This window comes from Xanthomonas sp. NCPPB 4467, assembly GCF_041475665.2.
Taxonomy (GTDB): domain Bacteria; phylum Pseudomonadota; class Gammaproteobacteria; order Xanthomonadales; family Xanthomonadaceae; genus Xanthomonas; species Xanthomonas dyei.
On sequence record NZ_CM191260.1, the window covers coordinates 2,326,977 to 2,339,084 of the forward strand.

Annotated in this window: 12 protein-coding genes; 4 read left to right on the forward strand and 8 right to left on the reverse strand. The window is 65.4% G+C overall.

The window, feature by feature from the left end; all coding sequences use genetic code 11:
- Window positions 1–69: 69 nt before the first annotated feature.
- Genes ACCQ06_RS10280 through ACCQ06_RS10290 form a run of 3 tightly spaced genes read right to left on the reverse strand, consistent with a single transcriptional unit; the run spans window position 70 to window position 1,582 of the window.
- Window positions 70–552: a peroxiredoxin gene (locus tag ACCQ06_RS10280; RefSeq protein ID WP_316692249.1), complete on the reverse strand. Its 483-nt coding sequence runs from the start codon at window positions 550–552 to the stop codon at window positions 70–72.
- Between the two features lie 39 nt (window positions 553–591).
- Window positions 592–942: a ribonuclease E inhibitor RraB gene (locus ACCQ06_RS10285; RefSeq protein WP_228324853.1), complete on the reverse strand. Its 351-nt coding sequence runs from the start codon at window positions 940–942 to the stop codon at window positions 592–594.
- A gap of 13 nt (window positions 943–955) precedes the next feature.
- Window positions 956–1,582, reverse strand: coding sequence for a glycine cleavage system transcriptional repressor (locus tag ACCQ06_RS10290; protein WP_083992831.1), 627 nt, complete (start codon window positions 1,580–1,582; stop codon window positions 956–958).
- Window positions 1,583–1,674: 92 nt separating this feature from the next.
- On the opposite strand from ACCQ06_RS10290, the gene dapA reads away from it, so the two are divergent.
- Window positions 1,675–2,583, forward strand: coding sequence for a 4-hydroxy-tetrahydrodipicolinate synthase (dapA, locus tag ACCQ06_RS10295; RefSeq protein WP_316692255.1), 909 nt, complete (start codon window positions 1,675–1,677; stop codon window positions 2,581–2,583).
- A gap of 16 nt (window positions 2,584–2,599) precedes the next feature.
- On the forward strand, window positions 2,600–3,115 hold the full coding sequence (locus ACCQ06_RS10300) for a hypothetical protein (protein ID WP_055844218.1): 516 nt from the start codon (window positions 2,600–2,602) through the stop codon (window positions 3,113–3,115).
- A gap of 112 nt (window positions 3,116–3,227) precedes the next feature.
- Here the strand turns inward: ACCQ06_RS10300 and fdxA are convergent, their stop codons facing one another.
- From fdxA to ACCQ06_RS10325, 5 genes are all read right to left on the reverse strand, one after another.
- Window positions 3,228–3,551, reverse strand: coding sequence for a ferredoxin FdxA (gene fdxA, locus ACCQ06_RS10305; RefSeq protein ID WP_228324851.1), 324 nt, complete (start codon window positions 3,549–3,551; stop codon window positions 3,228–3,230).
- A 299-nt stretch (window positions 3,552–3,850) separates the two neighbouring features.
- Window positions 3,851–4,729, reverse strand: a complete 879-nt coding sequence (locus ACCQ06_RS10310; protein ID WP_228324850.1) for a 2-dehydro-3-deoxygalactonokinase — start codon at window positions 4,727–4,729, stop codon at window positions 3,851–3,853.
- Entirely contained in the window at window positions 4,726–5,637 is a 912-nt protein-coding gene (locus ACCQ06_RS10315) for an SMP-30/gluconolactonase/LRE family protein (RefSeq protein ID WP_316692257.1), read from the reverse strand. The genes ACCQ06_RS10310 and ACCQ06_RS10315 overlap by 4 nt, the downstream gene beginning before the upstream one ends.
- Window positions 5,631–6,779, reverse strand: a complete 1,149-nt coding sequence (gene dgoD / locus ACCQ06_RS10320) for a galactonate dehydratase (protein ID WP_316692258.1) — start codon at window positions 6,777–6,779, stop codon at window positions 5,631–5,633. Before dgoD ends, ACCQ06_RS10315 begins: the two co-directional genes overlap by 7 nt.
- A complete protein-coding gene (locus ACCQ06_RS10325; protein ID WP_228324846.1) occupies window positions 6,776–7,408 on the reverse strand; it encodes a 2-dehydro-3-deoxy-6-phosphogalactonate aldolase in 633 nt (210 codons plus the stop codon). The genes dgoD and ACCQ06_RS10325 overlap by 4 nt, the downstream gene beginning before the upstream one ends.
- A 415-nt stretch (window positions 7,409–7,823) precedes the next feature.
- Between ACCQ06_RS10325 and ACCQ06_RS10330 the strand changes: the two genes are divergently transcribed.
- Window positions 7,824–8,795, forward strand: coding sequence for a LysR family transcriptional regulator (locus ACCQ06_RS10330; protein ID WP_316692260.1), 972 nt, complete (start codon window positions 7,824–7,826; stop codon window positions 8,793–8,795).
- A 257-nt stretch (window positions 8,796–9,052) separates the two neighbouring features.
- The gene (locus ACCQ06_RS10335; RefSeq protein WP_104616891.1) at window positions 9,053–11,986 is read left to right on the forward strand and encodes a TonB-dependent receptor; all 2,934 of its coding nucleotides are present in this window, start codon (window positions 9,053–9,055) and stop codon (window positions 11,984–11,986) included.
- Window positions 11,987–12,108 lie beyond the last annotated feature (122 nt).

The window sequence follows — 12,108 nt, forward strand, 5'->3', positions numbered from 1 at the left end:
TGATGGAGCAGGGGCGAGCCATCACGCCTGCACATGCAGGGTGATGGAGGACACGGGAAACCAGGGGCGTCACTGTTTGGCGTGCGCCTTGACTGCCGCCAGCACGGCCTCGGCATGGCCGGCGACCTTGACCTTGCGCCAGGCCTGCACGACGCGCCCCTCGGGCGAGAGCAGGAAGGTGCTGCGCTCGATGCCGAGCACCTGCTTGCCGTACATGTTCTTTTCCTTGATCACGTCGAAGGCGCCGCACAGTGCCTCGTCGCCATCGCTGATCAACGGGAAGTTGAAGCCTTGCTTGGCGCAGAAGTTGTCGTGCGACTTCACCGAATCGCGCGAGACGCCCAGGATGGCAGCGCCGGCTTTCTTGAAGTCCGGCAGCAATGCATTGAAGTCCAGGCCTTCGGTAGTGCAGCCGGGCGTGCTGTCCTTCGGGTAGAAGTACAGCACCACCCACGTGCCGGCATAGCCGCGCAGGGTGGTCTGGGTGCCGCCGGACAGCGCCAGCGGCAGGTCGAGGGTGGTAGCGGGCAGTTCCGGTACAGCGTCGGTCATCGTTGCTCAGCCTGAAGGGGAGAGGCGGTCGGCGGCCGATCAGGCCGGCCCGACGTCCATTCCATCATAAGCAGCTACATGGAAACGTTTGGCGAGTGCATCGAACTGCGCATTGCGCTGATTCAGCGATTCGATGGTGTGGTGCTCGCGCTTGTCCACATGCAGGAAATACGACTCCTCATCGTCGCCGTCGTCTTCGTCGCGCTCGCCCAGGAAGATGTCGATGACGCGGTAGCCGTCCTGGGTCAGCTGCTCGGCGAGCTGTTGCAGCGGCTGCTGCGCCGGGTCGGCGAAGAAGTATTCCCAGCGCAACGGACCGTCGAGATTCCAGTCGGTCTCGGAGCGGATGTGATCGAACATCTGTTTCAGCGCGGATTGGGCGATGGCCATCGGTGCGTCTGCCTTAGAACTTCATCGGGTCCATGATCGCGTCGAGATTGAGGTGATCACAGAATTCCAGGAAATCATCGCGCAACGCGGCGATGTGCATGTTGGCAGGTACCCCGATGGTCACCTGCGCAGAGAACATCTCCGCGCCGGTCTGCATGGCGCGGTAGCGGGTGCTTTGCAGGTTTTCGATGGTGATGCCCTGGCGGTCGAAGAAATCGGCCAGCTGGAACAGGATGCCCTGCTTGTCGGCGGCGATCACTTCCACGATGTACGGCAGCAGGTTGGACTGGGTCTGCTTGGGGCCGGTGCGGTACCAGACCAGCTTGAGGCCTTCCTCGCGTTCGAGCCTGGTCAGCATGGCTTCGAGCTTGGCGACCGAATCCCAGGAGCCGGTGGCTAGCGCGGTGACCGAGACATCGCGCCCCACCGTGGCCAGGCGAGCGTCCACGAGATTGCAGCCGCTATCGGCGATGCGGCGGGTGACAGGCAATAGGGGGGACTCCGGATGCGTCGTGTAGGCGTTGATCAGGAGGTGATTTTCGGTCGGCGAAGGCCGGGGTGTAGAGTCAGTCAAAGGGGCTTCCGGCATTGCATCAGGCTGAATGGCCGCCCGGGCAGGCGCCCTGGCGGTGACCAGCATACTTGCCCGTGGTTTCGCGCCGCAAGTAACATGCAGACGGTCGCAACCCGCGTGTGCGCGGGCCTCCTCAGTCACGTAAGAGCAGCAGAATCTTGTCCCTTTCCGGCATCATCACCGCGCTGGCGACCCCCTTCGGGCCGGACGGCGCACTCGACCTGGATGCCTGGCGGCGGCTGCTGGAGCAGCAGCTGCACGGTGGCGTGCAGGGAATCGTGGTCGCTGGCTCCACCGGCGAAGCCGCCGCGCTGAGCGACGACGAATACGACACCTTGCTGCGCGCCGCCGTTGCCCAGGTTGCAGGCCGGGTGCCGGTGCTGGCGGGTACCGGGCTGTCCGGCACCGCAAAAACCATTGCGCAGACGCGCCGCGCCGCCGCGCTGGGCGCGCAGTACGCGCTGGTGGTGACGCCGCCGTACGTGCGCCCGACCCAGGCAGGGTTGAAGGCGCATTTTCTGGCCGTGGCCGACAACGGCGGGTTGCCGCTGGTGTTGTACAACGTGCCCGGCCGCACCGGCTGCGATCTGCTGCCGGAGACGGTGGCAGAGCTGGTCGATCACCCCAACATCGTCGGCATCAAGGAAGCGCGTAGCGAGCCCGAGCGCATCGCCGCGCTGGTGGCGTTGCGCAGCGACTCCTTTGTGGTGCTCAGTGGCGATGACGGCAGCGCCGCGCAATCGATGCTGTCCGGCGCCCAAGGGCTGATCTCGGTGGCGTCCAACGCATTGCCGTCGGCATACCGGCGCTTGTGCGATCTGGCCCGCGATGGCCAGCGCGATGCGGCCCTCGCCTGGGATGCGCGCCTGAGCGAATACCATAGCTTCTGCGGGATCGAATCCAATCCCATCCCGGTCAAGGCGCTGCTGCAGCGTGCCGGGATCGGGCACGGCCTGCGCTTGCCGCTGCTGCCACTTTCTACGGCGCACCAGCCTGCCGCCGACCGCCTTGCCGCCGACGCCGTTGCGTTGGAAGCACTTTCCAGCCGCGAAATGCTCGCGGCCTGACCCAGGAGATCTATCGATGCGTCATTCCGTTTCCCCCGTCCGCGTGCTGTCGCTCGCGTTGCTGGCGACCGCCACCGTCGCCGCCACGAGTGGTTGCAGCTGGTTTCACAAGGGCGCGCGCGGCGACTATGCGTTGGCCCCGGAAGCCCGCCCGCTGGAAGTGCCGCCGGATCTGAACCTGCCCGACACCTCCGGTGCGATGAAGGTGCCGACCCTGGCGTCGACCACCCAGCAGACCAACACGCCGCCGTCGGCAAGCGCCAACAGCGGTTTTACCGTGCCGGGCGAGCGCGATGAGGTGTTTGCCAAGGTCGGCACGGCGCTGGCCGAGATTCCCGGCCTGACGGTCGCCAGCAAGGCGCAGATGTTGGGCTCTTACGACGTGAGCTACGAGGGTTCCAGCTTCCTGGTGCGCGTGGTCAAGGTTGAGGCGGGCAGCTACGTGTCGGCAGTGGATCCGCGCGGCATGCCGGCCACGGCTGCGGCACCGGTGGCGGTGATCAGCGCGCTGAAGGGCAAGCTCGGCGGCTGAGTGAGTGGTTTGGCCATGGCCGAATAGCAAAACGGGCGCTCAGGGCGCCCGTTTTGCGTTTGCTGCGGTGTGGCTGCGCGGCAGGGATGCTGTCGCGCGTCGGGACAGCGCCTTAGCGCTGCAGCAGCGGTAGTTTGTTCGGTCTGCCGTCCCAGTCTGCCGCATCGGGCAGGGGCTCCTGGCGCACGGTCAGCACCGGCCAGGCCTTGGCCAGTTCGGCGTTGAGCGCGACGAAGCCTTCCTGGCCTGCGGGCACGTCATCTTCCGGATAGATCGCGTTGGCCGGGCACTCTGGCTCGCACAGGGTGCAGTCGATGCACTCGTCCGGGTCGATGACCAGGAAATTCGGGCCGACGTGGAAGCAATCCACCGGGCAGACCTCGACGCAGTCGGTGTATTTGCACTTGATGCAGTTTTCGGTGACAACAAAAGGCATGGCGGAATCCGGCGTTTAGCCTGACAATTCTAAAGCAGTCGGGTGGTGGGTGTGAGGTGGGGTGCAGATTGTTTGCCGCGCAGATGGTGGAGTGATCGTGGTCTGCGGGTGCCTTGATGCCTGGATCTCCCGGGGTGGGTTGGCTGTCTTGCGCCGTACCCTCACCCCAACCCCCGCTCCGCGCCCCGGCCCCCCGCTTGCGGCGCGGGCGCTCCAAGGCGCGCGTCGATGGCGCGCAAGCCGTGCCTTCTCGCACCACGGGGAGAAGGACTTTGCGTCCTGTCTCCCCCTCAGGGAACTCAGGTCAGGCCATGTTGCCGGGCCAGGGCGAACAGGCCGGTGGCGGCCAGGTCTTCCGGGTGTGCTTGGGTGGCGACGCCCAGGTGCGTCAACGCCAGGGCGTAGCGTTGCGCCAGGGCGGGGCTACCGACCAGGTGCACAGTGGCTTGGCTGCCGCGATGCTCGCGTAGCTCGTGGCCGATGAGCAGGCCCGAGAGGTACGAGGGCAGGGCCTGTGCACTGAGGCGGTCGAACAGGCCCAGCGTGCGGGTGCCGAACAAGTGGTGACTGAGGCCGCCAGGTTCGGCGCTGCGATCCACGCCTGACAGGAATGCGGCCTCATCGAGATCGCCATGGTCGTCGGGCATCAGCTTGCCGAGGATGCTGTGCTGGCGCAGCACCGCGTACAGCTCGCCGGTCATGACGGTGGCGAAGTCGGTCAGCTGGCCGTTGGCGATCGTCGCCCATTTGCTGTGCGTGCCGGGCAGGCAGGCGATGTGGTCGCCATCGCCGAGTGCAGCGATCAGGCCGACCAGCTGGGTTTCTTCGCCGCGCATGACATCCGGTACGCCATGCTGCGCGCCGGTGCTGACGCCGGGGACGAACCACAGCGTGCGGCCGGGCAGCAGATCGTCGTAGCGGCGCATGGCGGCAGCCAGTGCGGCGGTGTCGGCCGGGCAGGGCAGGTAGGCCTGCTCGACCCAGCCGTTGCGGCTGCCGATCATGCCTGACAGCACGATCGGGCCGTCCCAGCCGTCGATCAATGCGCGCAGGACCTCGCCGAAGCGGCCCTGGCAGGCGAGGATGCCGTCGCTGCCGCGGCGTTGATCGAGCACGGCGCCGGTGGCGTCGAGCAGGTAGGCACGCAGGCTGCTGGTACCCCAATCGACCGCGATCATGCGCTGGCCACCCGGCTTTCGGGCAGGCCGGCGATGGCGACGTCGCAGACGAACAGGCCGCCGGCTTCGGGCATGCGTGCGAGTTCTTCGGCGCTATGGTCCAGGCGCGAGGAGATCACGTGCAGGCGATCCAGCGCCGCGCCACCGAAGGCGCTGCAGGTGGGGTGTTTGACCGGCAGGTGCACGATGCGCTCGACGCTGCCGTCGGGGCGATAGCGCACCACGCGTGAGGCGCGCCACTGCGCATTCCACAGATGGCCCTCGCTGTCGATGATCGAGCCGTCCGGCTCAGCGTCGTCGCGGTCCAGGGTGGCGAACACGCGCGTGTTGCTGGTTTTCGCGGTCTCCGGGTCGTAGTCGCAGCACAGGATCTGCGGGCGCACCGAGTCGCAGTAATACAGCGTGCGGCCGTCGAGGCTGAAGCAGATCGAGTTGGGGATCGACACGCCCGGCAACGGCAATGCGCGGAGGCCGTGCTTCAGCGAGAACTGATACATCGCGCCGCGCGCGGCCTTGTTGTCGTGTTCGTCCATGGTGCCGAACACCAGATTGCCGTGCCGATCGGCGCGGCCATCGTTGCTGCGCGTCAGCGGGTTGTCTGTCTCGATATCGGCCAGTTTTTCGAATGGCAAGACATCTTCTTCGGTGCTGTCCGGGTCGGCGATGCCGATGGCCTTGGCCAGTGCGACCAGAAGGCGGCCGTCGTTCATCAGGCCGAGGCAGCCGGGGCGATCAGGCAGCGTCCAGTAACGTGTCTGCGCGCTGGCCGGATGATGCCGCCACAGGCGTTTTTCGCTGATGTCGACCCAGTACAGCGCCTGGCGCTGCTCGCACCACAGCACGCCTTCGCCATGCGTGCAGCGGCTGTCGACCGCCAGTACGGCGGTGTGCTCGGGCATGCTCACCATTCGGCGATGCTGCCGTCGGCGTGGCGCCACACCGGGTTGCGCCAGTCAGGCGGATTTTCGTTTGCGCGCTTGAGCATCTCTTCGTCGATCTCCACACCGAGCCCGGGCTTGGGCAGTGCGGTGATACTGCCATCCACGCACTGAAAATCGTCTTTATTGATGACGTAATCGAGCAGGTCGGCGCCTTCGTTGTAATGGATGCCGATGCTCTGTTCCTGCAGCACCGCGTTGTGCGAGACGAAGTCCACATGCAGACACGCAGCCAGCGCGATCGGGCCGAGCGGGCAGTGCGGGGCGAAGCCGACGTCGTAGGCTTCGGCCATCGCGGCGATCTTGACGCACTCGGTGATGCCGCCTGCATGCGACAGGTCCGGCTGCACCATGCCGATGCCACCGGCACACAGCACGTTCTTGAATTCGAAGCGCGAGAACATGCGCTCGCCGGCAGCCAGCGGAATCGAGGTGCTGGCGGCCAGGCGCGGGTAGTACTCGGCCTGTTCGGCCAGCACCGGTTCTTCGACGAACAGCGGCTTGAACGGTTCGAGCTCGCGCAGCAACGCCTTGGCCATCGGTGCGCCGACGCGGCCGTGGAAGTCGATGCCGAAGTCGATGGCGTTGCCGAAGGCTCCGCGGATTTCGGCGACCTTGACCACGGCGGCATCGACGGCGCGCGCGCTGTCGATCAGCTTCATTTCCTCGGTGCCGTTGAACTTGAAGGTGTCAAAGCCCAGCGCGCGGTAGGCGGTGATCTGCTGGATGATGGCGCCGGGGCGGTCGCCGCCGACCCAGCGGTAGGTCTTCATGCGATCGCGCACCAGCCCGCCCAGCAGCTCGTACACCGGCACGCCCAGCGCCTTGCCCTTGATGTCCCACAGCGCCTGGTCGATACCGGCGATGGCGCTCATCAGGATGGCGCCGCCGCGGTAGAACCCGGCGCGGTACATGGTCTGCCACAGGTCGTTGATGCGCGCCGGGTCCTTGCCGACCACATAGCCGGCCAGTTCGTGCACGGCCGCTTCCACGCTACGCGCGCGTCCTTCGATGACCGGCTCGCCCCAGCCGGTGATGCCCTCGTCGGTCTCGACCTTGAGGAACAACCAGCGCGGTGCGGCGTGGTAGGTGGTGAGGCGGGTGATCTTCATCCTTGCAGTTCCTGGTAGGCCTGCACGAAGTTGCGTGCATGCGTCTGGGTCGTTTCGAGTGATTGCGCGGGTTTGTACAGTTCGCCACCGATGCCGGCGCCGGCGGCGCCCTGGGCGATGAAGCCGGCCAGGCTCTGCGGGTTGACGCCGCCGACCACGTAGACCGGAATGTGGGTGGGCAGCACCGAGCGCAGCGCGCGCACATGCGCAGCGCCATAGGTTGCGGCCGGGAACAGCTTCAGGATCGTTGCGCCGGCATCGATGGCGTCGAACGCCTCGCTGGCGGTGGCGAAGCCGGCCACCACGGTCAGCCCGCGCGACACCGCATGGCGGATCAGGCTGGGGCGCGTGTTGGGGGTGACGATGAAGCGCGCACCGATCTCGGCCAGTGTGTCGACGTCTTCGTTGCGCAGCACGGTGCCGGCACCGATCCAGGCGCGCTCGCCATAGGTCTGCTGGGCCAGCGCGATGCTCTGCTGCCAACGCGGCGAATTGAGCGGGATCTCGATCGCATCGAAGCCGGCGTCGATCAGCGCGCCGACATGGGCGAGCGTGTCTTCCGGCGTGATGCCACGCAGGATGGCAATCAGCGGCAAGGCGAACAGGCTGGCGGTGGTCTGTGAAGTCATGCTGTTACTCGCGATAGATCGGAAAGCGGCCGCTGACGGCCCAAGGGCCGGCAGCGTCGGGGGAGCTTGCGCAACTGCGCGCGGCAAGCAGAGGCTGCGGCTGCACATCCGGAGAGAAAAACGAAGTGCGGGAGGGCCTGCTTGCGATTGGGCAATGCGTAGGTGCCGCACGTGCATGCGTCGCGCTACGGCCCATAAATGGCCGGCAAGATGCCGTCATCGTCGTCCACCTCCGCAGTCATGGCGTGCGTGTCGCCACCTAAATCAAAGATGGTCACGTCTGTTCTGGCCGCGCCCGGGAGGTAGGGGCTCCTGCTGCGGCGAGCGCTAGCCTCACCCGGGGAGATATGTGCTGCAAATGAAATTTTCGGCATATTCTATTCCCCCGACGAATACACGGCCGCAATCGCACCCCATGGCAAATTCCGGTACTCCCTGGTTCAACGCAGCCCGCCTCAAGACGCGCCAACTGCTGCTGTTGCTACATCTGCACGAACAACGCTCGGTATTGCGTGCGGCCGAGGCCGCCAGCATGACCCAGCCGGCCGCCTCCAAGCTGCTGGCCGAGATGGAAGACATGCTGGGGGTGAAATTGTTCGAGCGGCATGCCCGCGGCGTGGAGCCCACCTGGTACGGCCATGTGCTGATCCGGCGTGCCCGTGCGGCGATGTCGGAGATCGGCCGGGCGCAGGAAGAAATCGCCGCGTTGCGGGCCGGCCGCATGGGTCAGGCCTCGATCGGGACCGTGGTCAATCCAGGCACCAATCTGGTGCCGCAGGCGATTGCCGAGGTCAAGCGCGAGTTTCCGGACATCCTGGTGCGGGTGGAGATGGACTACAGCCGCCCGCTCGTTGCCAAGTTGCTGGATGGTCAGCTGGACATCGTGATCGGCCGCATCCTGGGCCCGGAAGGCGTGGGCGAACTGGAGTTCGAGCCGCTGGCCGATGAGCCGCATTCGGTGATCGCCCGTGCCGGCCACCCGCTGGCCAGCCGGGTCGGCCTGCAGCATGCGGACCTGGTGCGGTATGGCTGGATCCTGCCGCCGGCCGACAGCGTGCTGCGTGCGCGGCTGGATTCGATGTTCATGGAGCACGGCGTGCAGACGCCGACCAACGCCATCGAAACCTCGTCGTTGCCGGTGACCTCCACCCTGTTGCGCGGCACCGACATGCTGACCGCGCTGCCGGTGGAATCGGTGGCGCCGCTGATCCAGGCCAAGTTGCTGACAGTGCTGCCGATCGAGCTGGGGGTGCGGATGGAGTCGTTCGGCATCATCCGTCGGCGCGATTACATCCTGCCGCCGGGCGCCGAGCGCATCCTGCAAGCGCTGCGGACTACCGCGCGCCGCTTGTACCCCGGTCTGCGCGGGCCGGAATCCCTTAGCTAGCGGGCTCTTCCATTTGTATTCCCTGGGGTAATACCAGTCCGTGAATTTTTCATTGGCTGACGCTAGACCGTGCGCCTATATCTGTGCGCCAGATCGCACGCTGAAGCGCACGTGAAGTCGGGCAGGTGATCGGCGGCCAAGCCGCCATGTAAGTAACGGTGAAGACCGGCATCAGCGCCTGTCTCACCTGATCACGCGGGGCGTCTTGCGCCGCGACAACCAGTCTTCAGTCGTCTTGCGTCCTGGGAGGGATTCAGATGTCCAAGTTTTCAAGCCATGCCTCGGCAGGTACGGGCGTGCGCGCCCGTCGTCTGCAACATCTGCGTCATTCCGCCATGGCCGTCAGCATCGGCGTATTGCTTGCCGCACCGGTGTACGCGCAACAGGCGCAATCGTCGCCGGGCGCTGTGTCGAACAAGGCCGACGCCAGCGCCGTGGATCTGGATACGGTGGAGGTGCGCGGTGTGCGCGCCAGCCTGATCAAGTCGCAGGTGATCAAGCGCGACTCTACCCAGATCGTGGATTCGGTCAGCGCCGAAGACATCGGTGCGCTGCCCGACCGCAGCGTCACCGAAACCTTGCAGCGCGTCAGCGGCGTGACCATCGACCACTTTGCCGCACGCAGCGACCCGGACCACTTTTCGGCCGAAGGCAGTGGCGTGATGATCCGCGGCCTGACCCAGGTGCGCGGCGAACTCAATGGCCGCGATATCTTCAGCGCCGCCAGCGGCCGTGGCTTGAGCTTTGAAGACGTACCGGCCGAGTTGATGGCCGGCGTGGACGTGTACAAGAATCCCTCGGCAGAAATCATCGAAGGCGGTCTGGGCGGCACGGTCAACCTGCGCACGCGCATGCCGTTCGACAACCCGGGGCGCATCGTCGGCGGCAATATCGACGTCAACTACGGCGACATGAGCAAGAAGTACAAGCCGTCGGCGTCGTTCCTGTTCAGCGATCGCTGGCAGACCGGCGTCGGCGAAATGGGCTTCATGATCGATATCGCCCATTCGGAACTGGCGACGCGCTCGGACGGCATCCAGGTGGAGCCGTATGTGCGGCGCACCGACGACGCGGTACTGGCCGGCAGCGGGCGCAGCGAGGTGTATGTGCCCGGTGGCGTCAACTGGCGTCAGCTGGATTTCGAGCGCAAGCGCGACGGGATTGCCGCAGCGTTCCAGTGGAAGCCCAGCGACCAGACCGAGATCTACGCCCAATATCTGCGCTCGCGTTACAAGATGAACTGGCAGGAGCGCGCGGCGTTCTTCAACGACAGCAACAACAGCATCAGCCCGGCGCCCGGCACCACCTTCGAGTACGACCAGGACGGTGTCTTCCAGCGCGGCTCGCCGGTGTCCAATTCCTGGCGCGGCGCGCTGACCGGCGATGGCGTGCGCTTCAATACCGACAACCGCTACTCCGATCAGCAGACCACCACCTCTGACCTGTCGGTGGGCTTCAGCCACTATTTCAACGACAACCTGCAGATCAAGGGCGATGTGCAGCTGGTGCAGTCGGAGAACGACCAGCTCGACTTCACCGTGTTCAGTGCGACCTATCTGCCTGGCTTGACCTATGACGTGTCGGGCAAGTATCCGACCGTGCAGATCGCCAACCAGGGCTTTACCCAGGACCCGTCCAATTATTTCTGGGCGGCGGCGATGGATCACCTGGGCAAGAACCGCGGACGTCAGCTGTCCACCCGCGTGGACCTGGAATACACCTTCCAGGACAGCAGCTGGCTGCGCTTCATGCGCTTTGGCATGCGCGCCACCGACCGCAACCAGACCAACAAGAACTCCGGGTACAACTGGGGCGTGTTGTCGGACAACTGGGCGGCGATTCCCGGCAGCAGTAACGGCCTGGCGACCATGTCGCAATACCTGCCCGACGAGTCGTCGCGGTTCACCTTCTCCGATTTCTTCCGTGGCGGCGTGAACGTGCCCACCACGCTGGTGGTCCCCAACGGTGGGCTGGTCAAGAATTACCGGCGCGCGTCGGATCTGCTGCAACAGCAGATCGTGGCCTTGCGTGGCTACGGCTGGGCGCCGGATACCTATCAGCCGCAGGACACCAATCGGCAGTTCGAGCGCACCCAGGCCGCGTATGCGGCGCTGTACTTCGGCAACGACGAGGCGTGGGGCGTGCCGGTGGACGGCAATATCGGCGTGCGCATCGTGCAGACCAAGACCCAGGCCGAAGGCTTCGGTCAGTTTCAGAATCTGTCCGGGTTGAACGTGTCGCCGGAGCTGCAGGCCCGTTACACCGGCCAGTATTTCGACAACAACTCCCAGGGCAGCTACACCAATGTGCTGCCCAGCTTGAACATGCGCTTCCGCTTCACCGACACCTTGCAGTGGCGTATCGCTGCGTCCAAGGCGATGGCGCGCCCGGATTACACCCAGTTGCAGCCGTACGTGCTGCTCAACGTGGAAACCGACGACGCCGGCAATGCGACCAACTTCGTCGGCACTGCGGGCAACCCGACCCTCAAGCCGATGACCGCCAACCAGTTCGACACCGCGCTGGAGTGGTACTTCGATAGCAGCGACATGCTGTACACCACGCTGTTCTACAAGAAGGTCAAGGATTACTTCTCCACCCAGACCCGCAGCGAGACCTACGACAACCGCGAGTGGCTGGTGACCCGGCCGTACAACACCGACGAAGGCACCATCCGTGGCGCCGAAGTGGGCTACACGCAGTTCTTCGACGAACTGCCGGGCTGGATGAGCGGCTTCGGCATCAATGCCAACTTCACCTTCGTCGACAGCAAGGGCGGCGCCAATACCGCCATCGACCCGTACACCCGCACCACGGTGACCGGCGTCGAGCTGCCGCTGGAAGGCTTGTCGCGGCGCAGCTACAACCTGGCCGGCATCTACGAGAAGGGCCCGCTGTCGCTGCGCCTGGCCTACAACTGGCGCTCGCGCTATCTGCTGACCACCAGCGACGCGGCCACGCGGCTGCCGACCTGGGCCGACGACTACGGCCAGCTCGACGGCTCGTTCTTCTACCGCTTCAACGACCATCTGCAGCTGGGCGTGCAGGCCAACAACCTGACCAACACCGTGACCAAGGTGCTGATGGGTCCGACCTCGTACGCGGATGGCGAAGTAGACCCGCGCCTGTACACGCGCTCGTCCTTCGTCAACGACCGCCGCTATTCGCTGGTGCTGCGTATGAACTGGTAAGTGCGACCGGTCACGTTTCGACTGTGCGTTGATCTGCACAGTCGAGCTCGTCGGTGAGGGTCCGGTAGCTCCGGTCGGTAATGCCGGAGCTACCGGGTTTGCCGTGCTTGCTATAGTTTTAA